This window comes from Rhizobium sp. BK098, assembly GCF_014193155.1.
Classification (GTDB): domain Bacteria; phylum Pseudomonadota; class Alphaproteobacteria; order Rhizobiales; family Rhizobiaceae; genus Rhizobium.
Genome location: NZ_JACHYY010000004.1, coordinates 502,884 through 523,130 on the forward strand (window position 1 = coordinate 502,884; position 20,247 = coordinate 523,130).

The following is a 20,247-nucleotide window of genomic DNA, read 5'->3' on the forward strand; positions in this document are numbered from 1 at the left end:
GTTGGAAAATGAGGAAAGCGTGGCCAAGATTACGTTGAAGGATGTGGCGGCCGCCGCGGGTGTGGGAGCAGCCACCGTCGAGCGTGCGCTCAATGGCCGCGGCAATGTTTTGCCGGAAACGGCGGAAAAGATCTTCATCGCGGCCAAGCGGCTTGGCTACCGCACGCCGCCTGCAGGAATCAGGCACGGTCTGGTGCGCATCGAGGTCGTGCTGCTGCGGCCTGAAACCTATTTCTATTCAAGGCTCAATCGAGCCTTCGAGCGCATCGCCGCCTTGCTCGACAAGGATATCCAGATCCAGCGGACTTTCGCCAGGGAGGACGATCCTGCCGATTTTTCGCGTCATATCACCAATCCACAGGCACGGCGCTCCGCGCTGATCGTCGTTGCGCCCGATCATCCCGATGTGGTCGGAAGCATCCGCAAGGCTGCCGGCGATGGCATTCCTGTCGTGCAGATCATGACGCGGCCAGCATTGGAGCTGCCTTACGTCGGCATCGACAATGAGGCGGCCGGTCGCACCGCCGCCTTCTACATGGCGCGCATGCAGTCGAATATCTCCGGCACTTTCGTCGCGCTCTGCCACAGCGGCGCTTACGAGAACCACAAGGCGCGTATCCGCGGCTTTTCCAACTATCTGCTCGATCATGCGAACCCATCGCATCGCTTCGTTGAAGTCATGTTCGATGAGGACGATGAAATGAAGACGATCGAGCTGCTGACCAACGCCGTCGCCCGGTATCCCGATATTATCGGCCTTTATAGCGCCGGCGGCGACAATGCCGCGATTGCGACGGTTCTGCGCCGGTATCACCCTCGGCCGGTATTCTGGGTCGGGCACGAATTGTCCGATGCGACGCGCGGCTATCTGAAGGAGGGTTTGATGACGATCGTTCTCGATCAGGCTCCGGAGGTTCAAGCCCGCCGCGCCATCGATCTGACGCTGAAGCGGCTGGGCCTGATCGATACCGATGTCGATCTCGAACCGGTCCGTTTTCTGACCGTTACCCCTGAAAGCCTTTGAGAACGTTGGCGGGTTGGCTCAGATATCTCGAGCCAACCAGCGCTCGTGGCTTAAACTGCATAGGCGCCTGTGGGAGGGTTGTCTTGATTTTTCATGCCTACAGAGCTAAGTATATCCCAATTGCATATCCCAAAATCAGGAGCCGGACATGACGAGTTCGACTGTATTCATCAGCAACAGAAGCCAGGCTGTGCGTCTGCCCAAGGCTGTGGCATTCCCCGAGGACGTACATCAGGTCGATATCCTGAAGATCGGCCGCAGCCGCGTGATTGTGCCCAAAGGCAAACGATGGGATGATCTCTTCCTCCATGGCCCCCGTGTCAGTGACGACTTTCTGGACGAGCGTGAACAGCCAGTGGCGGAAGAACGCGAGTCCTTCTGATGCTGACCTATATGCTCGATACGAATATTTGTATTTATGTGATAAAGACCTATCCGCCCGCCGTGCGGGACAAGTTCAACGCGCTGGCGGAACAGCTTTGCATATCGAGCACAACGCTTGGTGAGTTGTACTACGGTGCGGAGAAGTCGGCTCGGCGCGTGGAAAACTTGACTGCCATCGAACATTTCGTGGCTCGGCTGGAGGTTCTGTCGTTCGGCGACAAGGCGGCTGCACATTACGGGCAGGTACGAGCTGAGTTGGAACGCGCAGGGACCCCATGTGGTCCGCATGACATGCAGATCGGCGCCCATGCCCGGAGCGAGGGACTGATCGTGGTGACGAACAACATGAAGGAGTTCACCCGCATGCCCGGCGTTCGGGTGGAAAATTGGGTGTAGCCGTCGCCGTCGTGATCTTGGCGAGGGGCGGTTCGAGTCGTCCAGATTGACGCCTAAGCGATTGCGGCATTGGCAGCAATCAGCCAGTTGCGAAACGTTTCAGCATCGTTGGAAAGATGGTTGGCTTCGATCAGCCAATAGGATTTATCGGTGTCCAGTGCCGTATTGGATAGGGCAACCAGCGTTCCATTGCCCAATTCTTCTGCAATCAAGGCCGAGGGGCAGAGGCCCACACCTTGACCGCCGATGACGGACCCGATCATCAAGCCGAAATCGGCAAAGATCGGGCCGGCTGTTGGAGGCTGGTGGATACCTTCGAGGGCGAACCAGCGTGTCCATGCGGCCGTCGTTTCATCGTGCAGGAGGTCGAGATCAAGGAGATCGGCTGGCGTCCTGATCGGTCCGTGACGGCGCTCATATTCTCTCGAACAGGTCGGCCGTGTTTCGGCCGTCAATAGCGAGATGGCATGCGTTGAAGGCCTCGCTCCGTGACTGATCAGAAGATCGACGCTTACCTCTTCCGGCGTCCTCGCATCGAGCGCGTAGACGATATTGATCTGGATTTCGGGATATTCTTTCTTGAATGCGGTCAGCCGGGGTATCAGCCAACGCGTGGCGACGGAAGCGATACAGGCCACGCTGACCGGCCGATTATTGCTGGCAAACCGCAGCTGCCGGGCGGCGATATCGATATGTCCGAGGCCGTTTGCAACGGCAGCCCCGAATTCACGGCCGGCCATCGTCGCCGTGACACCACGGGCATGGCGCGTAAAGAGCTTGATGCCGAGCCATTCCTCCAAGGTACGGACATGCTGGCTAACGCCCGCGGCCGTGAGATTGAGCTCGGCCGCCGCCTTGGCAAAACTCTCGTGGCGAATGGCCGCCTCGAAGGCGCGAAGGGAGGCAAGGGGGACATGTTGCATTCCAACAGGCTAAGTAAGACTTAGCCAAAGCGCAAGCGCGATCACCGTTGCGCAAGGAGCTGGTATCCTTACAGTGCTGCCGAGACGAATGTCTTCTTGTCAGATCGAGTAGGAATGAAAGCCGCCATGGACAGTATTTTCGATATGCCCGCACCCGCCGATGCCGAGGAGCGGCGCGGCAAGCCCCCCGTTGTCGTCTACCCGAACGGAACGCTGCCGCCGGTCGATATGGATGTGCTGCGCGCGGCAAGGCAAACCATGACCAAGATTGCCGAAATCATCGTGCCTGCGCGCGAAGGCGGCAGTTTTCGCGTGCCGAAGGGACATTTCTTCCGGATCGTCAGCGTCGAGGGCGCGCAGGTGGGCGATCTCAATCTGTGGAATGCTGCCGATCTTTCTGAGCGCTTCTTCAGCGGCAAGACGCGGGCTTTGCATGCCACCCATGTCGGTGTCGGCGATCGGCTGTGGAGCACGTTGCCCTATCTGCGGCCAATGGCGACGATCACCCATGATACGCTTGGCTGGTATGGCTGGGACGCGGATGGAGCCGGCGTTCACGACGTCATCGGCACGCGCTGCGATCCCTATACGAACCGGCTGCTGAACGGCGACGACTATCACCGTTGCTGCCATTCAAACCTGTCACGCGCGCTCGCCAAGGAAATGAACATCCCTGTCCAAGAGGCGGAGTTTCACGTTCACGACGTGCTGAACGTGTTCATGTGTACCGGATTTACGCGCGACACCCACCAGTATTTCATGAAGGCAAGCCCCGTGCGGCCGGGCGACTTCCTCGAGTTCTTCGCGGAGATCGATCTGCTCGGCGCACTTTCGGCCTGCCCCGGCGGCGATTGTGGCAGCGAACATTCGAGCGATACGGTGCCCTGCTATCCCTTGCTCGTCGAAATTTGGCGACCCGAACCGGAAACCCTTGCCGGGCGAGCATTCCCGGAGCGCAATGCCTATCCGAGGACGCACGGACTATAATTTACCGCATAAAATAAATTTGCCGGCGGTTCCGGCCGCCGGCAAATCCGAATCAAACGATGCCTCCATTCAGGCGGACGCATCGTTTATTGCCTAATTACAAACGCGAATGCGCTCGTAATGCCAGCCATAGTCATACTCGTTCTGGACGCGGCGATCCTCGTACCAGCACCTGGGCGGCGGCGGGGCGACTTCATAAACCGGGCCCCTGTTGGCAAGAGCGCCGCCAACAAGCAGGCCGCCGAGAAGACCGGCAGCAACGCCGCCGGCGATCGCGCCCCCATTGCCATGGTGGTGATGACGACGCCAATCGTCATGGCCGCGCCAGTCACCGCGATGGCCGTCGTAATACTGTGCCTGTGCGCTGCTGACGGGCGCCAATGCGCCGCCTACGACCGTAGCGGCCAGCAAAACCGTAAGAACCGTCTTCTTTATCATGACTACCTCCAAAGCAGTCTTTGTGCTCAGCGAATACGCGAGTCATCTAATTAACGCCTTCAGCATGATTATGTTCAGCTGAATATTCTATGAATGGCCCGTTCATCGGGCAATAGCGGCTGAAAACAGCCCCTTGCATGGGCTCCTGAGGGGCGATCTTGTCAATTTGGAGGCGTCTGCCGGCTCGCCGCCACCCATTCGAGCGTTCGCGATTCGGGGTCGGCATTGTGGGTGATATCCGTTACGACCGCGGCGATATCGGCGCCATGCTCGAATACGCCCGCAAGACGTTCGACCGTCAGGCCGCCGATCGCAACGAGAGGCCGGTTGCCGATGCGCGCCTTCCACGCGCCGATCCGATCGAGGCCTTGGGGTGCCCAGAGCATAACCTTGAGGACGGTCGGATAGATCGGCCCCAGCGCTATATAATCGGGTTCGGCAGCAAGCGCCGTCTCCAGCTCCGCCTCGTCATGTGTCGAAAGCCCCAGCTTCAATCCGGCATCCCGTATGGCGGAGAGATCGGCAGAAGCGAGATCCTCCTGGCCGAGATGGATGAAATCGCAACCCTCCTCGATTGCCAGCTGCCAATAGTCGTTGACGATCAATTGGCACTCATGCGCGGCGCAAATTGCCTTCGCCTCGCGAATTTCCGCGCGGATCTCAGGCGTTGAGCGATCCTTGATGCGCAACTGTACCAGCTTGACGCCGAGCGGCACCAATCGCCTGATCCAGGCGGCGCTATCGACGATGAGGTAGAAGGGATCGAGCGTCATGCGAACACCGGCTTTCCGATCACTGGTGTCGATGGCACCGCCATATCGCGCGGCTCAAGCATGCCGGCGCCGTATGCCTGCCGGCCGGCATCGATGGCCTTGGCGAAGGCTTCCGCCATCGCGACCGGATCGCCGGCCCCGGCAACCGCTGTGTTGAGCAGCACGGCATCGAAGCCGAGCTCCATGACGGTCGCTGCATGCGAAGGCCTGCCGATGCCGGCGTCCACTACCAGCGGAACCTCAGGAAAATGTGCCCGCATCGATCGCAGAGCGGATAGATTGAGCGGTCCGGCCGCCGTTCCGATCGGCGCGCACCAGGGCATCAGCACCTTGCATCCGGCTTCCAGCAGCCGCTCGGCGACGATGAGATCGTCCGTCGTGTAGGGGAAGACCTCGAAGCCGTCATCGGTGAGGATTCTCGCCGCCTCCACCAGCGCGAAGACGTCGGGCTGCAGCGTATCGTGATTGCCGATCACCTCGAGCTTGATCCAATTGGTCCGAAAGACCTCGCGCGCCATTTTCGCGGTCAGTACTGCTTCCGATACGCCGTGGCAGCCTGCTGTATTGGGAAGGACGCGAACGCCGAGTTCGCGGATCATCTCGAAGAATGCGCCGCCATTACGCCCGCCTGCCGTTTCCCGGCGCAGCGATACAGTCGCGATCCCGGTTTGCGAACGTTTGACAGCTTCCGCCAGTACGGCCGGGGAGGGATAGCGCGCCGTGCCGAGAAGAAGGCGCGATATAATTTGGGTTCCGTAGAGTTCAAGCATGGTCAGCCTCCCTGCATTGGCGTCAGGATCTCGATCCTGTCATCGTCGGTTAGGATATGGTCGCCGCGTTCCTCGCTATGGACGAGTTCGCCGTTGACGGCGGTTGCCAGCCACTCGCCCTCATATTCGAGAGCCGTGAGAAGTTGCGAAAGCGTCGTTGCTTCGACGATCTGCGCTTCGCCATTGATGATCAGGCGCATTGGCGGCTCCTTTCGTCGTGTCCGGAAAAGACGAGATCGGCGGCTTTCTCGGCCATCGCGGGCGCGAGCAGGAAGCCATGGCGATAGAGGCCGTTGACAAGGATGGCTTTGCCCTGCCGCGTCACGCGCGGAAGGTTGTCTGTAAAGGCAGGGCGGATGCCGGCGCCGGTTTCGACCACCGCAGCTTCGGCAAAGGCCGGATGCAGCGCATAGGCTGCGTTCAAGAGTTCCATCAGCGAACGGGCGGTGATCGGCCCTTTGAAGTCGGTCTCGATCATCGTCGCACCGACCATGAACAGGCCTTCGCCGCGCGGCACGATATAGACGGGAAAACGTGGATGCAGCAGGCGGACGGGGCGCGAAAGCACGATCTCATCGCTCTGCAGATAGAGCATTTCGCCGCGTACGCCGCGCAAATCGCGGATGCGGCCGATGCGGGCAGCTCCCGTGCAATCGATGATTTCAGAGAAGCTATCGTCATCCACGAGCCCGTCGATAAAGGTGACGCCTTTTGCAGATAGATCGCCCTTCAACGATTGCAGGACCTCGCGGGGATTGAGATGTGCTTCCTGCGGAAAGAACAGGCCCTGGCGGAATCGGCCGGCAAGCGAAGGCTCAAGGGTGGCGATTTCGTCTTCGTCCACCCAGCGATAGTCCGTCGTGCGGCCGGCGAATCGCTTCAGCTCGTTTTGATCGCGGTTCGGCGCGACGACGAGCGTTCCATTGCGGACGATCTTGCCAGGCAGAATCGCTTCCCATCGATCGGCGGAATCACGGCCGAGCGTCAGCACAGCCTCATCGGCACTTTCGCACTCGCACCATGGCGCCAGCATGCCGCCGGCAAGCCAGGAGGCGGCATGATGAAAATTCCGGCTTGGATCTGAGATCGTGACCTCCGCTCCGCGCCGGACTAGCTCGTGGGCGACCGTGAGGCCGGCAACGCCGGCCCCTTTAACGAGAATACGCATGTCATTCAGCCGGCTGTGCAGGGGTTTCGACCGGCATATAGAGGTCTCCGCCCTCTCGATACTTGGCCGCCATGGCTTCCAGCCCTTCCTTCTGCGCTTCGGCGCGGATGTCGTGCGAAATCCGCATCGAGCAGAATTTCGGACCGCACATCGAGCAGAAATGGGCCACCTTATGAGCTTCTTTCGGCAGGGTTTCGTCGTGGAAGCTGCGAGCCGTGTCCGGATCGAGCGAAAGGTTGAACTGATCCTCCCAACGGAATTCGAACCGGGCGCGCGACAGAGCATCGTCACGAACCTGCGCGGCCGGATGACCTTTGGCGAGATCCGCCGCATGCGCTGCGATCTTGTAGGTGATGACGCCTGTCTTGACGTCGTTGCGATCGGGCAGACCAAGGTGCTCCTTCGGCGTGACGTAGCAGAGCATCGCCGTCCCGAACCAGCCGATCATGGCAGCGCCGATGCCCGATGTGATGTGGTCATAGCCGGGCGCGATATCCGTCGTTAGCGGCCCGAGCGTGTAAAAGGGCGCCTCGCCGCAGACGGAAAGCTGCTTGTCCATGTTTTCCTTGATCTTGTGCATCGGCACATGGCCGGGGCCTTCGATCATCACCTGGCAATCCTTGGCCCAGGCGATCTTCGTCAGCTCGCCGAGTGTTTCCAGTTCGGCGAATTGTGCGGCGTCGTTGGCATCAGCTATCGAGCCGGGGCGCAGGCCGTCGCCGAGCGAGAAGGAGACGTCATAGGCACGGCAGATATCGCAGATTTCCTCGAAATGCTCGTAAAGGAAGCTCTCGCGATGGTGATGCAGACACCACTTGGCCATGATCGAACCGCCGCGCGAGACGATGCCGGTGACGCGATTGACGGTGAGCGGGATGTAATGCAGCCGCACACCGGCATGGATGGTGAAATAGTCGACGCCCTGTTCCGCCTGCTCGATCAGCGTGTCGCGATAGATTTCCCAGGTCAGTTCCTCGGCAATGCCGCCGACCTTTTCCAGTGCCTGATAGAGCGGTACGGTGCCGATCGGCAGCGGCGAATTGCGGATGATCCATTCGCGGATGTTGTGGATGTTGCGGCCGGTCGAAAGGTCCATGACGGTATCGGCACCCCAGCGGGCAGCCCAGACCATCTTCTCGACCTCCTCCGCCATTGAGGAGGTGACTGCGGAATTGCCGATATTGGCGTTGATCTTCACCAGGAAGTTCCGGCCGATGATCATCGGCTCGCTTTCGGAGTGATTGATGTTGGCCGGAATGATCGCCCGGCCGCTCGCAACTTCCTGGCGGACGAATTCCGGGGTGACATGATCCGGAATATGGGCGCCGAAGCTTTCGCCATCGCGAATCAGGGCTTCTGCCTTGGCCTTGCGGCCGAGATTTTCGCGAATGGCGATGAATTCCATTTCCGGCGTGATGATGCCGGCGCGCGCATAGGCGAGTTGGGTGACCGCCTTGCCGTCTTTCGCCCGCAGGGGCTGGCGCTTGGCCGGAAATTCCGGTGTCAGCCGCTCGCCGGTGACGAAACCATTGTCTTCAGGGCGCACATGCCGGCCTTCATAAGTCTCGACATCGCCGCGAGCGAGAACCCAGTCGCGGCGTAGCTGAGATAGACCCTCCTCGATGCGGATATCGGCGCCCTCGATTGTGTAGGGGCCGGAAGAATCATAAACAATGACAGGCGGCTCGCCCGAGGTCGGATGGACGCTGATTTCGCGCATCGGCACGCGGATGTCCGGGTGGATCTCTCCGGGAACATAGATTTTCGCGGATGCCGGCAGCGGGCCGGTGGTGACGGTCGGAGTGAGGTTCTTTGCGGCAATATTCATGGTTTGAGGCTCCAAGTTGCAGTTGGAGACCCAGTCAATCAGCCGGAATGATGAAAAGACGCCGGCATGGAATCCAGGCGGGAATCCGAAGCCTTCGAGCGCTTGCACCGTCCCTACGCCAGTATGAACTGGATCAGGTTCAACGGGTCACTGCGCAACAGGAGGCAAAGCCTCATTGTCCAGCAGTATCTCAGCCCCTTGCCGGGACCCCCCTGGTGAATACGGAAAGGCTATGCCTTACCCTTGTTCTCTGTCAACCCCGCAACGACGGTCGCGTTTTCTCAATCGATTGACCAGTGTGGCGCGGGGGCGGCTTGGATTCTATAGGGGCGAGCCTCCTATAGGCGCGATCATCATCTTCGATGACGCTGCTCTTGATCTAAGCCCGTTCCCGCATAAATGGTACCGATGAAAATTCCGGATCTCGAGCCTGATTGGGGAAGGCTGTCTCGATTTGGTGCGAATTCTTGAACCTTGGCGACGGCCGACTATTCCGGCAGTAAAAGGCTCAGCCCGCCGCCAGTTGCATTTAAGCAACAGCAATCAAGTCTAATGCCGGGGCGGGTTTCACAGAATTGACAAACATACGGGCTGTTTGTAAACCAAATATAGGACATAACTGTCTTACGGACGAGCAATCGGCCGGATCGGTAGAGGCATTTCAAAACCTTTGCCGCGGGGTGAATTATGGAGGTTAGAGGGGACTCAAGCCGACATCAGGTGCGTATCTGCCGGACTGCCCGGTTGCGTTTAAACCGACGTAATCCTCAGGGTGGTGTTCCAGCTTTGTACTCGCGGTAAATTGGAATGCATATTGCAACCAGGAGTTTAAAATGAACATCAAGAGCCTTCTTCTCGGCTCCGCTGCTGCGCTGGCAGCAGTTTCTGGCGCCCATGCGGCTGACGCGATCGTCGCTGCTGAGCCCGAGCCGCTGGAATACGTTCGCATCTGCGACGCATACGGCGCTGGCTACTTCTTCATTCCAGGCACCGAAACCTGCCTCAAGATCGGCGGCCGCGTCCGTACCGAAGGCGAGTGGTACGATGCCTACAACCCGAACAGCCATAACGGTACGCTGTGGCACACCCGTGCGGAGCTGAGCGTCGACACGGCAACCGACACCGAATACGGCCCGCTGAAGACCAACACGGTCATCCGTTGGGACTGGAATGACGGCAACTCCACCTCCACGAAGCTGCTGTTCGCAAACATCAGCCTCGGCGGTTTCCTCGTTGGTAAGGCTGACTCCCAGTACAACTCCTACATCGGTTATGCCGGCGACGTCATCAACGACGACGTGATCTATGACGGTCCGTACGAACTCAACCAGTTGACCTACAACTACGACGCCGGCAACGGCTTCACGGCTGTGATCTCGGTTGAAGACTCGAACTCCAGCGGTTCTGGCGCTTCCTATGGCTCCAGCTGGTGGTCTGACGACAAGGGCAACCACTACGCTCCTGACGTCGTTGCCGGTGCTGGCTTCAAGTCCGGCGCATGGGGCTTCAAGGTCGTTGGCGGTTACGACTCGATCGTCGAAGAAGGCGCCATCAAGGCTCGTGTCGATGCTGACTTCGGTACCTTCTCGGCCTTCTTGATGGGCGGCTGGAACACCGACGGCGACAAGCTGAACAAGTATGCCGGCACCAACCTCGATCGTTCGGCTTGCCCGGTTAACGATGCATCGAAGTGCGGCTGGGGTGACTGGGCTGTTTGGGGCGGCGTTGGCGTTCCGATCAACGAAAAGCTGAAGTGGAACCTGCAGCTCGCCTACACCGACTCGAAGATTTTTGCCGCAACCACCAACGTCAAGTGGAACCCGGTCAAGAACCTGCTCATCGAGCCGGAAGTCTCCTACACCAACTTCGATTCTGTGAACCAGGATCAGTGGGCTGGTATCCTGCGCTTCGAGCGTAGCTTCTAATATTGAATTACCCGGCTCAATGCCGGGTAAGAGAAGCCTGACGTTCCAATCCGTCAGGCTTCTTTCATCGATCGGTTGACCTCCGATCAAAGCAAAGGATCTGGCTTTCCCTCCGGATCCTTTTTTATTTCCAGCTTTGGGAAATCGGTTCAGCTCCCGGCAGAAGCTTCAAACTGCCGTCGTTGGTTCTCTTCAATTCCGAAGAGACCACCGTTCTAGGCTTTTTCCGGTATCATCGCGGCAATCGCCAGTTCCTGCGTCTGTGCAAGCGGGAACCAGGTTTTAAGCACCATCTTTATGAACATCTGTCCACACGGGACCAGTTCGAAGCTGCCTCGGTCGAGGGTCCATTCGGTGATCAGGCCGCCGATGACCGCTGTCAATGCGGAAGAGGCAGTATCCGGCGTCCAGGGAGGCGGAAGTTTTGTCTTTTCATCCATAAGGGTGAATATGCGTTCGAAATTTTCGTGCATGTCGTGCCGAAACGAACTCGCACGGCTCGTGGTGCCGTCGCAAAACGCCATGTCGAGATGCATCATAACTTTCAGCATGCTACGCTTGCGCGGGTCGCTGTGGATATCGTCAAATATCGCGGCTATGGTATCGGCGATGAGATCGAGCGGGTTGGGCGGCAGTTCCTTCGACATCCGCTCCGCCAGATCCTTGAACGGCTGCTGGGCCTCGTCGCGGATCGCAAACATCAGCCCTTGCTTGTTCTTGAAATGCCAATGCACTGCCCCCCGCGTGACACCGGCGGCTACGGCTATCTCTTCCAGGCTGACATTCTCGTAGCCCTTGTCGAGAAACAGAGCTTTTGCGGATTGCAAAATCTCGTTCCTCGTTTCTGCCGCCTCCTCCTTAGTTCGCCTCATTCACCTCTCCACAGAAACCGATGTTCAAGCTGCGCCCCTCTTATTGATATTCTTCTTCCATCATACCGTTCAGTGCTGGAGCCCATATACCAGCGATGCTCAACGGAGTGGAGGTATTTATCTATCCTCAAAAATTGAGCAAGCAAATCGTAACAGAATATATCCTGTCAAGCGCTATAAGCCACGCGCAAGTTTCCGTGAGCAATTTCCCCATGTTGTGAAGTGAAAATCGGAAAGTGCAAATGCTGATATAGCCATGATGGCGAAATATATTGGCCGGGCGATCCCCGGTCCGCTTGTTCCGGAAGCGATGCAGCGTTCAAGTTGAAACCTATGATGCATTTAGCCTGCGGCGTTCGCAGATCCGTCAGCTCATATCGATCATCGAAGTCTTGATCCCGCCGTCATGCGGCGGGTCTGACCGCCATGGCTTTGGTCGAACTGGCGGAACCGGTCGACAAGCGATCTGCTGCAGCTCTGACCTAGCTTGAGCTTTCGTCTGTCTTTTTGCAAGCTGACAATAGTTCGAGCGCAAATCGTCTTTCAGCGTGGAAAGAGAATTCGAAAATTCCTGGCATAAGAGCGACGGATTTGCATAAGCGCCGCGTTCAATTCTCGTGAACCCGCGTTTGATGTCGAAGGATGATACGCTGACCGAGATGCTGCGATCCAAGTGGCACTGTTTGCCGACTATAAGGCCGAGGTGCCATGCAACTATCGCAGTGAACTGGAGCGGTGGCGATTGTCGATGAAGTGGGATCGCGCGCCCAAGAGTGGCGACCAGGATGAGGATCTACTTGGCCGAATCGCTGCAGGCGATGTTTCGGCGATGCGCATGATGGTCGCGCGGCAATTGCCGCGCATCGTCGCCGTCGCGACCCGCATGCTTGGCGATGCGGCCGAGGCCGAAGATGTGGCGCAGGAGACATTTTTGCGCATCTGGCGAAATGCCGGCGGCTGGCGCCAGCGCAACGCGCGCTTCAGCACCTGGGTGCATCGTGTGGCGATCAACCTTTGCTATGATCGCCTGCGCCGCCGCAAGGACGTTCTTGCCGAACATCCGCCTGACATCGAATATGAAGGGCCGGCGCCGGATGCGGACTTGATGAGCGAGGATGATCCGTCGAGACGCGTCGAACGGGCCTTGCAGATGATTGCGTCCCGGCAGCGCGAGGCGATCATTCTGGTTTATTATCAGGCGCTGTCGAATGTCGAGGCGGCTGAGGTCATGGATGTCAGTGTCGATGCACTGGAAAGCCTGCTTGCGCGTGGAAGGCGCTCCTTGCAGGGGCTTTTGTTGAAGGATGAGGGCGATGGTTGAAAATATCGCGGGTCCGATGAATGCCGAGCGGTTTGAAGCACTGACTGCGGCCTATGGCAGTGATATCGGCCGATGGCCGCAGGCCGAGCGCGCAGCCGCGCGGGATTTTGCCAAGGGTACCGCCGCCGTGCAAACACTTGCGCGCGCCGCCGATCTGGATGCGCTGCTCGACACCTACGTCGTAAGACCCCGTCACACCGGCCTGGAAGAGCGAATCCTCGCAAAGCTCGTGCGGCGCCTGACGATACGAAACTGGTTCCGCTTCGGTTCGGCCGGGATCGGCCTTGTGGGGGTCGGCATCGCCGGCGCGCTTGCCGGCAGCATTGCAATCGCCGTCTTGGTTCCGAGCCTGACATCCGATACCTCGATCGTCTCAGATGGAACTGCGACCATGTTCGGCGATATCGGACCGGACGCGGGTACAGCACAGCAGGACAGCCAATGACGGAACGCAGCTTTCGAATAGTGGTCATTTTTCTTTTGGTGCTGAATACGTTCCTGGTCGGAGCATTGGCCGGTGGTGGGCTGACCTGGATACGTAAGACGCAGGCGCGGGCCGGAATGATGCCGCTAGCCGGCGAGCAATTGCCATCGACCCAGAAGAAAGCTTTGCGCGCCGCCCTCAACGAGGCACGCAAGGGCGAGCGCCAGACCATTCTCGAGGCGCAGCAGGCAAAGATCGATGCAGCCTCCATCCTCGGTCAACCCACGCTCGATACGGCGGCGCTTTCGGCGGCGCTGGCAAGGGCACGCGATGCCGATATGGCCCTGAGGGCGAAGGTCGAACAACGTGCCGTCGATTTTGCGGCAACGCTTTCCTACGACGAGCGTCGGGCGCTATCGGAAAGCCTGGTCCGCCGCAGCATGCCCAGGGCTGCCGCTGCCACAAAATGATCACACTTACCGAGCGACGGATCGAAACCAAGCCTGCGTTAAAGGAGCATGTTTGATGCAGGAGTTGGCAAGTCCATGGCACAGCAGTCCAATGATGTTTACGCCGCGCTCGCGCTTTCCCGCTTTGGGCTAGGGGCTGACCACAACGGCACCACGTCGATCGCATCGGATCCGCGCGGCGCGTTGTTGGAAGAAATCACTGAGCGCTTCGTCCCGGTTCCAGTCGGGCCGCAGCTACAATCCACAGCCGATCTTCTGGTTTCTCTCTATGCGTTCCAGGAAGAGCGCAAGCAGGCCAGGCAGCAGGCGGCAGTCGCGGTCGCCGCCGCACCGCAAGACAAACTGATGCAGGGGCCGGAGCAGCCGCAGAAACCTTCGGCACAGCCGTCCGGCACGACGCCAAACAGTCAAGCCATGGCGGCGCAGCCGAACAACCAAGCTATGGCGGCTGCCATCGGCAAGGCAGTCGAGAAGCTGGAAAAGCCCGCAATGCCTTACCTGCCGCAGCAGGTCCTGTTGGCGGAAGTGGATGCCCGCTTCAACGGCACTATCCGGCAGCCATTGATCGGTTTTGGCGAGCGGCTTGCCATGTTCTGGGCAAACCATTTCGCGGTCGCCGTCTCGAAGAGCGAGGAAGTTCATATCGTTGCTGGTGCCTTCGAGCGGGAAGCAATCCGGCCGCACGTCTTCGGTCGTTTCGCCGATATGCTATTCGCCGTCGAGACCCACCCAGCCATGCTTGCCTATCTCGACAACCAGCAATCGATCGGACCGAACTCGAAGGCCAATGCCAACAAGAAGCGCGGCTTGAACGAGAATCTCGCCCGCGAAACGTTGGAGCTCCACACGCTCGGCGTCAATGGCGGCTACACGCAGACGGATGTGACGACGCTTGCCAGGATCATCACCGGCTGGACGGTGGCGCGCGCCGAGGGCAGACTCGGAACGCCCGGTACCTTCGTCTTCAATGCCGGCGCGCACGAGCCTGGCGACCAGACGCTGCTCGGTCTCACCTATGCCGACAACGGCGTGGGGCAGGGGCGGGAGGCGCTGCGCGATCTTGCCCGCCATCCGGCAACGGCACAGCATATCGCCACCAAGCTCGTCCGGCATTTCGTCGCCGATACACCGCCGCCAGGACTTGTGCAAACCGTCGCGGCGACCTTCAGCAAGACGGATGGTGATCTTTCGGCCGTCTACCGGGCGCTCGTCGGCTCCGAGGATGCATGGAACCCGACCCTGTCGAAAGTTCGCTCGCCGCTCGAATTCATGACCGCGCTTTTGCGGGCAAGCGGCGAGACGCCGAAGCCGAATGTCATTCTCGGCGCCCTGACAGCCATGGGCCAGCCTTTCTGGGCGCCAGCCGGTCCTAACGGCTTTGCCGACACCGCCGATGTCTGGGCTTCGAGCGAAGGCCTGAGCATGCGCATGGATGTCGCCAATATGATCGCGAATGCGGTGCCACCTCAGGTCGATCCCCGCAGTTTCGTGTCCGACAGCCTGGGGCCGCTTCTTTCGAACGAAACACTGCAGGCGGTATCGCGTGCGGAAACCCGCAAGCAGGGCCTGACGATCGCTTATCTTTCCCCCGAATTTCAAAGGCGCTGACCATGACCTGCGAACTCATGACCCCCACCCGTCGTGCCGTACTTGGCGCTTCCGGCGCCTTGTTTGCCTGGGCCTTCATCCCGCGCTTCGCCCATGCCGCCGGCGGACGCGACCCGCGTTTCATTACTATTATCCTGCGTGGGGCGCTTGATGGTCTGACCGCCGTCCCGCCCGTTGGCGACCCCGATTACCAGGCTTTGCGGCAGGCGATCGCCATGACGACGAGCGGCCCCGAGGCGGCGTTGCCGCTCGACAGCTTCTTTGCGCTGCATCCGTCGATGCCGAACTTCAACAGGCTCTATCGCGCTGGGCAGGCGGCCGTCGTGCATGCCAGTGCGACGCCCTATCGCGATCGGTCCCATTTCGACGGTCAGGACGTACTGGAGTCCGGTTACGAAATGCCCGGCCGCGTCGAATCCGGATGGCTGAACCGGATGCTGGAGGGCCTTCCGAAGGGCGACAAGGTTTCACCGGGAGCTTCCGAGATCCGAGGCCTCTCGGTCGGTGCCAATGCACCGCTTGTCATTCGCGGTGAGGCGCCGGTACTCGGCTGGTCGCCATCGACCCTCCAGCCGGTGAGTGACGATCTGCCGCCGCGGCTGATGGATCTCTACAACCACACCGACCCGCTCTTTGCGAAAATCCTCACTGAGGGCATTTCGACCGGCAAGATCGCTGCCGGCCTCGATGTCAAGGCGAAGGGAGGGCCCGGCGATCCCACGGGCATGGAACAGATGGCGAGAGGGGCCGCGCGTCTTTTGGCCCAGGACGATGGTCCTCGCGTTGCGGCACTGGCCTTCGAAGGATGGGATACCCATGCCGGAGAGGTCGATCGGCTGAACAAACTGCTCGTCGGGCTCGACAATTCCTTTGCCGCCTTCCAGCAGGAGCTTGGTCCGGCTTGGAAAGATACCGCTATTCTTGTTGCAACCGAATTCGGTCGCACGGCGCAGGTCAACGGTACGCAGGGTACCGACCACGGCACTGGAACGGCCGCCTTCCTCGCCGGCGGCGCGATCAAGGGTGGCCGGGTCATCGCCGATTGGCCCGGTCTCAAGCAGGCGCAATTGCGTGATGGCCGCGATCTTGCCGCCACGACGGATCTGCGCGCTGTGGTCAAGGGTATCGCGGTCGATCTGCTTGGCGCGTCACCGGCGCTATTGACGCGCGATGTCTTCCCGGGCTCCGATCACGTCCTGCCGATGAAAGGGCTCATCGCCTGACTTGTGTGCCGGCGGCAGGTGTTAAGGGCCGCGGCCTTCTAATAGAAATTACGTGAGAGCGGCGTTTGGAGGAACGGCGCCACTGCGCCTTTCGTTGGCTGCGGAGAGGATGGCAACCACGCAGGCCAAGGCAAGCGTGATGGCGCCGAGCACCGGCAAACTGCGATAGCCATACCCGCTCTCGAGCAGTGCGGCGCCGACGCTTGCTGCGATCGCGATCCCGATATTGAACCCCGACGGAATGAGCGAGGAAGCAAGGCCTGGTGCATCGGCGGTCCACATCAGGATGCGAGCCTGGATAGGGGTGCCGATGGCAAAATTAAGCGCGCCCCAAACGAAGATCGCCACACTCATCGGCAAGGGGTAGGGGCTGACCAGATAAAGGACGACGAGTATTGCGGATTGAATGGCGAGCATCGCGATAAGCGAGGGCATCAGCTTCCAATCCGAAAGTCTGCCACCGATCACAACTCCCAATGTCGCCCCGACGCCATTGAGCAGGAGAACCCAGGGAATGAGCATGGCATCAAGGCCCGTCACTTCACGCAGCAGCGGCGTTATGTAGGTGAACGGCACCATCTGGCCGATCATCAATGCGAGCATCATGATGAGAGATGTCCAGACCTGCTGGCGGCCGAGAACACGCACTTCTCCGCTCAAATGGCCGGATTGCTGAGTTTCTGCCTTCGTCTGTGGGATCAAGACCCATATCGCGACCAATGCGAGGACGCCAACCAAGGTCATCGCCCAAAACGTCGTCCGCCATCCCCAAAGTCCACCGATGGCCGCACCCAGGGGAACGCCGACAATATTGGAAACCGTCAGGCCTGCAAGGATCACGGACACGGCGCGACCGCGAAATGCCTGCGGCACGAGGCCAACCGCGACCACCATGGCAATCCCGAAATAGGCGCCGTGAGCAATTGCGGTCGCGATGCGGAAGAGGAGCATAGCGGCGAAATCGGGCGCAAGCGCACAGGCGATCTGGCCCAGGCAAAAGGCGATCGTCAGAGCGATCAGAATGGTCCGGCGCGAAACCTGTCGCGTCGCCATGGTCAGGAGCGGCCCGCCGAGTGCGATTCCCAGTGCGTAACCCGATACCAGATAGCCGGCAAAAGGGATCGAGACATCAAGACCCTGCGCCACGTCCGGAAGAATGCCCGCGATGACGAACTCGGTCGTGCCGAAAGCAAAGGCGGCCAGAAACAAAGCGAAGAGGGGTAAGGGCACGATGACGTTCCATATAAAGGAATAGGGATTTCTTTATATCGCCGGCGATGGCGGTATCAAGTGCAAGTTGTTGCCGATGGCGTTATCAACATAAAGTCGGCTTTTCGAATTGTGTTGCGGCCCCGCGAGCAAGCGCCATTTCGTGAGCCGATCCTTGACAAGCGCGGAATGTTTGTGAAGTTTGACTGTCATGAGTGAGGTGGCTGATTGGTTATCTGATACAAGTCCTATCAGTCGGAAAAACGCTGCCGAGGCAGTGTTTGAGGATATTCGTTCGGCGATAACATCGGGACGGTTGGTGGTCGGGATGCGACTGCCCGCCGAGTCGCAGCTTGCCACGCGTTATGGTGTCAGCCGCCCGATCATCCGCGAAGCACTCCGTTCGCTTCAGACGCTCGGCCTCACCCAGACGCGCACGGGCAGCGGCACCTATGTTTTGACCTCCACTCCCGGTCCGGAACTCCATTATGGCGGTTATTCCGCCCGCGACCTGATCGAGGCGCGTCCGTTCATCGAAGTTCCCGCCGCAGGTTGGGCGGCGCTACGGCGCACGGGGCAGCAATTGGCGCGATTGCTTGAACTTTGCGATGAGATGGACCGGGAAGAAGACCCTCTGAAGTGGGTAACTCTGGACTCGGAATTCCATTCGATGATTGCCGAATCTTCCGGAAACGCCGTCTTTTCCAAGATCGTTTCCGACGCCCGCGATGCACTGATGCGCCAGTCGGAGCTTGTCAACATGATGGCCCAGCGCCGCGTGGCCTCGAATGTCGAGCACCGCCGCATCGTCGAGGCGATTGCGGCGGCATCGGAGGAGGGGGCCATCGCGGCAATGGAGGCCCATCTCGGTCAGGTTAAGCGCGTGGTGACCACGATCATCGGCGAGGATCAGCCGCATCGTTGAGACCAGCGGGCAAGTTGGCGAGGCGCTCCGGCCGCAGTGCCTCGAAGAGCTCCTCTGCGGTCAGATATCCATGGTCCAGCACGATTTCCGGCACTGTGCGTCCGGTTGCCAGCGCCTCCCGAGCGACCTTGGTTGCCGCCTGATAGCCGATCAGCGGATTGAGTGCCGTCGCAAGGCCGATCGATTCCTGCAGGCGCTGCGCCATCAGAGCCGGATTGGCCGTGATGCCATCGATGCAGCGTTCGGCGAGGATATGGCAGGCCGCGGTCAGATGTATGATGCTTTCCGACAGCGAACGCACGATAATCGGCTCGAAGGCATTGAGTTGCAGTTGCCCCGCTTCTGCCGCCATGGTCACGGTGATGTCGTTGCCTATGACGGAGAACGCCACCTGATTGACCATTTCCGGGATTACGGGATTGACCTTGCCGGGCATGATGCTCGAGCCCGCCTGCATCGCCGGCAGCGTGATCTCGCCGATGCCGGCGCGAGGACCGGAAGAGAGCAGGCGCAGGTCATTGCAGGTCTTCGACAGCTTGACTGCGACGCGTTTCAGTACGCCGGAGAGGTGGACGAAGGCGCCGGGGTCCTGTGTTGCTTCGATGAGGTCGCTTGCGGTAACCAGCGGGCGGCCCGTCAGCCGGGCAAGATGGGTGCAGGCAAGGGCGGCATAGCCGACAGGTGCATTAAGGCCGGTGCCGATGGCAGTAGCGCCGAGATTGACCTCATGCAGGAGAGCGGCCGATTCGATCAGGCGGGATCGATCTTCCCCGAGCATGACGGCAAAGGTCCTGAATTCCTGACCAAGCGTCATCGGCACGGCGTCTTGCAGCTGCGTGCGGCCAATCTTTAGAATGCGGTCAAATTCCTTGGCCTTGCGTTCGAAGGCCTCCTGCAGCGTTTCCATTGCCGCCGCGAGATTGTCGATTGCTTCGATGAGCGCGACGTTGACGGCCGTCGGATAGGCGTCGTTGGTGGATTGGCTTAGATTGACGTGATCGTTCGGGTGAAGGTGAGTATAGTCGCCTTTGGCATGGCCGAGCAATTCGAGCGCGCGGTTGGCGATGACCTCATTGGCGTTCATGTTGGTGGAAGTGCCGGCGCCGCCTTGAATCACGTCGACGACGAACTGGTCGTGAAGCTCGCCGGCGCGGATTTCGCGGCAAGCGCGCACGATTGCATCGAGCTTGTCTTCGCTCAGCAAGCCCAGTTCGTGATTGGCAAGAGCCGCTGCTTCCTTGACGAAGGCCAAGCCTCGGATGAGATGCGCATAGCGGCCGATCGGTGTTCCCGTCACCTGGAAATTCTCCACGGCTCTTGCCGTGTGCACCCCCCAATAAACCTCGGCGGGAATATCCTTCTCGCCCAGCAGGTCATACTCGCTTCGCGTCTTGACCACATTATCCTCCTACATGGAAATCAAGCTAAATCTGTCAAGCTGTATGACAGATTTAGAAATCAGTTATCCCTTAGCTCCCGCCGCGTCAATAAGTGTCGTTTGGCTTGACCCGCCGTTATTTCTGTGTCTAAGAGGAAATCTGTCATACAGCATTACAGCATGACCGGCGATCGCTAAGTT

General features: G+C 59.6%; 21 protein-coding genes, 1 pseudogene and 1 riboswitch. Of the genes and pseudogenes, 11 read left to right on the forward strand and 11 right to left on the reverse strand.

Annotated features, from left to right (window positions below; translation table 11 throughout):
* Positions 1-19: 19 nt before the first annotated feature.
* The 3 genes from FHT73_RS14335 to vapC all read left to right on the forward strand — a co-directional run bounded on the left by FHT73_RS14335 (position 20) and on the right by vapC (position 1,804).
* Positions 20-1,024, forward strand: a complete 1,005-nt coding sequence (locus FHT73_RS14335) for a LacI family DNA-binding transcriptional regulator (protein ID WP_183712394.1) — start codon at positions 20-22, stop codon at positions 1,022-1,024.
* Between the two features lie 148 nt (positions 1,025-1,172).
* A complete protein-coding gene (gene vapB / locus FHT73_RS14340) occupies positions 1,173-1,406 on the forward strand; it encodes a type II toxin-antitoxin system VapB family antitoxin (protein ID WP_183712396.1) in 234 nt (77 codons plus the stop codon).
* Positions 1,406-1,804, forward strand: coding sequence for a tRNA(fMet)-specific endonuclease VapC (vapC, locus tag FHT73_RS14345; RefSeq protein WP_183712398.1), 399 nt, complete (start codon positions 1,406-1,408; stop codon positions 1,802-1,804). Before vapB ends, vapC begins: the two co-directional genes overlap by 1 nt.
* A 53-nt stretch (positions 1,805-1,857) precedes the next feature.
* Here vapC and FHT73_RS14350 read toward each other — a convergent pair whose 3' ends face one another.
* Positions 1,858-2,727: a LysR substrate-binding domain-containing protein gene (locus tag FHT73_RS14350; protein ID WP_183712400.1), complete on the reverse strand. Its 870-nt coding sequence runs from the start codon at positions 2,725-2,727 to the stop codon at positions 1,858-1,860.
* 126 nt (positions 2,728-2,853) lie between these two features.
* On the opposite strand from FHT73_RS14350, the gene FHT73_RS14355 reads away from it, so the two are divergent.
* Positions 2,854-3,714, forward strand: a complete 861-nt coding sequence (locus FHT73_RS14355) for a DUF1989 domain-containing protein (RefSeq protein ID WP_183712402.1) — start codon at positions 2,854-2,856, stop codon at positions 3,712-3,714.
* A 93-nt stretch (positions 3,715-3,807) separates the two neighbouring features.
* Here FHT73_RS14355 and FHT73_RS14360 read toward each other — a convergent pair whose 3' ends face one another.
* From FHT73_RS14360 to thiC, 6 genes are all read right to left on the reverse strand, one after another.
* Positions 3,808-4,152, reverse strand: coding sequence for a hypothetical protein (locus FHT73_RS14360; protein ID WP_112336866.1), 345 nt, complete (start codon positions 4,150-4,152; stop codon positions 3,808-3,810).
* Between the two features lie 161 nt (positions 4,153-4,313).
* Positions 4,314-4,925, reverse strand: a complete 612-nt coding sequence (locus tag FHT73_RS14365; protein WP_112336865.1) for a thiamine phosphate synthase — start codon at positions 4,923-4,925, stop codon at positions 4,314-4,316.
* Positions 4,922-5,695 carry a thiazole synthase gene (locus FHT73_RS14370; protein WP_183712404.1) on the reverse strand — a complete coding sequence of 258 codons (774 nt, stop codon included), beginning with the start codon at positions 5,693-5,695 and terminating at the stop codon, positions 4,922-4,924. The genes FHT73_RS14365 and FHT73_RS14370 overlap by 4 nt, the downstream gene beginning before the upstream one ends.
* A gap of 2 nt (positions 5,696-5,697) precedes the next feature.
* The gene (thiS, locus tag FHT73_RS14375) at positions 5,698-5,895 is read right to left on the reverse strand and encodes a sulfur carrier protein ThiS (RefSeq protein WP_015342713.1); all 198 of its coding nucleotides are present in this window, start codon (positions 5,893-5,895) and stop codon (positions 5,698-5,700) included.
* Positions 5,886-6,863: a glycine oxidase ThiO gene (gene thiO / locus FHT73_RS14380; protein WP_183712406.1), complete on the reverse strand. Its 978-nt coding sequence runs from the start codon at positions 6,861-6,863 to the stop codon at positions 5,886-5,888. The genes thiS and thiO overlap by 10 nt, the downstream gene beginning before the upstream one ends.
* Before the next feature lies 1 nt (position 6,864).
* Complete coding sequence (gene thiC, locus FHT73_RS14385; RefSeq protein ID WP_112603552.1) at positions 6,865-8,691, reverse strand: phosphomethylpyrimidine synthase ThiC; 1,827 nt, start codon at positions 8,689-8,691, stop codon at positions 6,865-6,867.
* A 92-nt stretch (positions 8,692-8,783) separates the two neighbouring features.
* A riboswitch (TPP riboswitch) is annotated at positions 8,784-8,915 on the reverse strand.
* Between the two features lie 609 nt (positions 8,916-9,524).
* Here thiC and FHT73_RS14390 point away from each other — a divergent pair.
* Positions 9,525-10,616 carry a porin gene (locus tag FHT73_RS14390; protein WP_132717958.1) on the forward strand — a complete coding sequence of 364 codons (1,092 nt, stop codon included), beginning with the start codon at positions 9,525-9,527 and terminating at the stop codon, positions 10,614-10,616.
* A 215-nt stretch (positions 10,617-10,831) separates the two neighbouring features.
* Here the strand turns inward: FHT73_RS14390 and FHT73_RS14395 are convergent, their stop codons facing one another.
* Positions 10,832-11,317 (reverse strand): TetR/AcrR family transcriptional regulator, encoded by a 486-nt coding sequence (locus FHT73_RS14395; protein ID WP_246712130.1) that lies wholly within the window; start codon positions 11,315-11,317, stop codon positions 10,832-10,834.
* Positions 11,318-11,488: pseudogene (locus tag FHT73_RS29505) on the reverse strand (TetR family transcriptional regulator); the annotation flags it as partial.
* Between the two features lie 748 nt (positions 11,489-12,236).
* On the opposite strand from FHT73_RS29505, the gene FHT73_RS14400 reads away from it, so the two are divergent.
* From FHT73_RS14400 to FHT73_RS14420, 5 genes are all read left to right on the forward strand, one after another.
* Positions 12,237-12,809: an RNA polymerase sigma factor gene (locus FHT73_RS14400; RefSeq protein WP_112611501.1), complete on the forward strand. Its 573-nt coding sequence runs from the start codon at positions 12,237-12,239 to the stop codon at positions 12,807-12,809.
* A complete protein-coding gene (locus FHT73_RS14405; RefSeq protein ID WP_112415799.1) occupies positions 12,802-13,254 on the forward strand; it encodes a hypothetical protein in 453 nt (150 codons plus the stop codon). The genes FHT73_RS14400 and FHT73_RS14405 overlap by 8 nt, the downstream gene beginning before the upstream one ends.
* Positions 13,251-13,703, forward strand: coding sequence for a periplasmic heavy metal sensor (locus FHT73_RS14410; protein WP_183712408.1), 453 nt, complete (start codon positions 13,251-13,253; stop codon positions 13,701-13,703). Before FHT73_RS14405 ends, FHT73_RS14410 begins: the two co-directional genes overlap by 4 nt.
* Before the next feature lie 75 nt (positions 13,704-13,778).
* A complete protein-coding gene (locus FHT73_RS14415; protein WP_183712410.1) occupies positions 13,779-15,311 on the forward strand; it encodes a DUF1800 family protein in 1,533 nt (510 codons plus the stop codon).
* A 2-nt stretch (positions 15,312-15,313) separates the two neighbouring features.
* Positions 15,314-16,534 carry a DUF1501 domain-containing protein gene (locus FHT73_RS14420; RefSeq protein WP_183712412.1) on the forward strand — a complete coding sequence of 407 codons (1,221 nt, stop codon included), beginning with the start codon at positions 15,314-15,316 and terminating at the stop codon, positions 16,532-16,534.
* Positions 16,535-16,582: 48 nt separating this feature from the next.
* On the opposite strand, the gene FHT73_RS14425 is transcribed toward FHT73_RS14420, so the two are convergent.
* On the reverse strand, positions 16,583-17,764 hold the full coding sequence (locus FHT73_RS14425) for an MFS transporter (RefSeq protein ID WP_183712413.1): 1,182 nt from the start codon (positions 17,762-17,764) through the stop codon (positions 16,583-16,585).
* Between the two features lie 190 nt (positions 17,765-17,954).
* Between FHT73_RS14425 and FHT73_RS14430 the strand changes: the two genes are divergently transcribed.
* Positions 17,955-18,668, forward strand: coding sequence for a FadR/GntR family transcriptional regulator (locus FHT73_RS14430; protein ID WP_183712415.1), 714 nt, complete (start codon positions 17,955-17,957; stop codon positions 18,666-18,668).
* Here FHT73_RS14430 and aspA read toward each other — a convergent pair.
* Entirely contained in the window at positions 18,640-20,067 is a 1,428-nt protein-coding gene (aspA, locus tag FHT73_RS14435) for an aspartate ammonia-lyase (protein WP_183712417.1), read from the reverse strand. The two genes, FHT73_RS14430 and aspA, sit on opposite strands and share 29 nt — an antisense overlap.
* Positions 20,068-20,247 lie beyond the last annotated feature (180 nt).

What these genes read in the sequence shown, in the direction of transcription:
- vapB (WP_183712396.1), top strand. Translation starts at nt 1,173, where the DNA reads ATGACGAGTTCGACTGTATTCATCAGCAACAGAAGCCAGGCTGTGCGT.
- vapC (WP_183712398.1), top strand. Translation starts at nt 1,406, where the DNA reads ATGCTGACCTATATGCTCGATACGAATATTTGTATTTATGTGATAAAG.
- FHT73_RS14350 (WP_183712400.1), bottom strand. Translation starts at nt 2,727, where the DNA reads ATGCAACATGTCCCCCTTGCCTCCCTTCGCGCCTTCGAGGCGGCCATT.
- FHT73_RS14355 (WP_183712402.1), top strand. Translation starts at nt 2,854, where the DNA reads ATGGACAGTATTTTCGATATGCCCGCACCCGCCGATGCCGAGGAGCGG.
- FHT73_RS14360 (WP_112336866.1), bottom strand. Translation starts at nt 4,152, where the DNA reads ATGATAAAGAAGACGGTTCTTACGGTTTTGCTGGCCGCTACGGTCGTA.
- FHT73_RS14365 (WP_112336865.1), bottom strand. Translation starts at nt 4,925, where the DNA reads ATGACGCTCGATCCCTTCTACCTCATCGTCGATAGCGCCGCCTGGATC.
- FHT73_RS14370 (WP_183712404.1), bottom strand. Translation starts at nt 5,695, where the DNA reads ATGCTTGAACTCTACGGAACCCAAATTATATCGCGCCTTCTTCTCGGC.
- thiS (WP_015342713.1), bottom strand. Translation starts at nt 5,895, where the DNA reads ATGCGCCTGATCATCAATGGCGAAGCGCAGATCGTCGAAGCAACGACG.
- thiO (WP_183712406.1), bottom strand. Translation starts at nt 6,863, where the DNA reads ATGCGTATTCTCGTTAAAGGGGCCGGCGTTGCCGGCCTCACGGTCGCC.
- thiC (WP_112603552.1), bottom strand. Translation starts at nt 8,691, where the DNA reads ATGAATATTGCCGCAAAGAACCTCACTCCGACCGTCACCACCGGCCCG.
- FHT73_RS14390 (WP_132717958.1), top strand. Translation starts at nt 9,525, where the DNA reads ATGAACATCAAGAGCCTTCTTCTCGGCTCCGCTGCTGCGCTGGCAGCA.
- FHT73_RS14395 (WP_246712130.1), bottom strand. Translation starts at nt 11,317, where the DNA reads ATGTTTGCGATCCGCGACGAGGCCCAGCAGCCGTTCAAGGATCTGGCG.
- FHT73_RS14400 (WP_112611501.1), top strand. Translation starts at nt 12,237, where the DNA reads ATGAAGTGGGATCGCGCGCCCAAGAGTGGCGACCAGGATGAGGATCTA.
- FHT73_RS14405 (WP_112415799.1), top strand. Translation starts at nt 12,802, where the DNA reads ATGGTTGAAAATATCGCGGGTCCGATGAATGCCGAGCGGTTTGAAGCA.
- FHT73_RS14410 (WP_183712408.1), top strand. Translation starts at nt 13,251, where the DNA reads ATGACGGAACGCAGCTTTCGAATAGTGGTCATTTTTCTTTTGGTGCTG.
- FHT73_RS14415 (WP_183712410.1), top strand. Translation starts at nt 13,779, where the DNA reads ATGGCACAGCAGTCCAATGATGTTTACGCCGCGCTCGCGCTTTCCCGC.
- FHT73_RS14420 (WP_183712412.1), top strand. Translation starts at nt 15,314, where the DNA reads ATGACCTGCGAACTCATGACCCCCACCCGTCGTGCCGTACTTGGCGCT.
- FHT73_RS14430 (WP_183712415.1), top strand. Translation starts at nt 17,955, where the DNA reads ATGAGTGAGGTGGCTGATTGGTTATCTGATACAAGTCCTATCAGTCGG.